A 577-nucleotide genomic window follows, 5' to 3' on the forward strand; every position below is an offset into this window, starting at 1 on the left:
CTCCTCGGGGCGGCGGCGGCGCCCGTCGTCGGCGGCTACGCGCTGGTCGTCACCGTGTTGACGCTGGTCACGATGGTGGCGCCGCGGGCGGAGTTCTCCGGGTGGGACGTGCTCCTGGCGTCCGGGCCCGGCTGGCTGGCGGTGTACCAGGTGCCGTTGGAGTTGTCCGGCGCCGAGCTGGGGGTGCTGCCGTTACTGCCGACGGTGGGTGCGGCGGTGCTCGTCGCCCGTGCCGCCGCGGGGGCGGTCCACCGGCTGGGGGAGCTGCGCCCGTCGCCGACCGTGCCCGTGGTGGTGACCGTCACCGGTGCGCACGCCGTGGTCGCGAGCATCGTGGTCGTGGGGTCGGCGGGCACCGGGGTGCAGGTGGACCCGTTGCGCGGGGTCGGCACCCCGATGCTGCTGTCCGGGGTGTTCGCGGTTTTGGGCGCGCTGCGTGCCCGCACGGCACCGGCGTGGACGGCTCGGTCGCGGGGGCGGCGGTTCGACCCGGTCGCACTGCGGGGGATCCGGGCGGGGCTGCTCGGCCTCGCGGCGCTGTGCACGAGTGGGGCGCTGGTGGCGCTCGTCGCCACCG

The 577-nt window shown here is 76.9% G+C and carries 1 protein-coding gene; it reads left to right on the forward strand.

Going from position 1 to position 577, the window contains the following annotated elements; all coding sequences use genetic code 11:
* Positions 1 to 577 (forward strand): cell division protein PerM (locus SACPADRAFT_RS32490; RefSeq protein WP_007027915.1); only part of this gene is annotated, 577 nt, incomplete at both ends.

Origin of the sequence: Saccharomonospora iraqiensis subsp. paurometabolica YIM 90007, from assembly GCF_000231035.2 — a bacterium.
GTDB classification, from domain to species: domain Bacteria; phylum Actinomycetota; class Actinomycetes; order Mycobacteriales; family Pseudonocardiaceae; genus Saccharomonospora; species Saccharomonospora paurometabolica.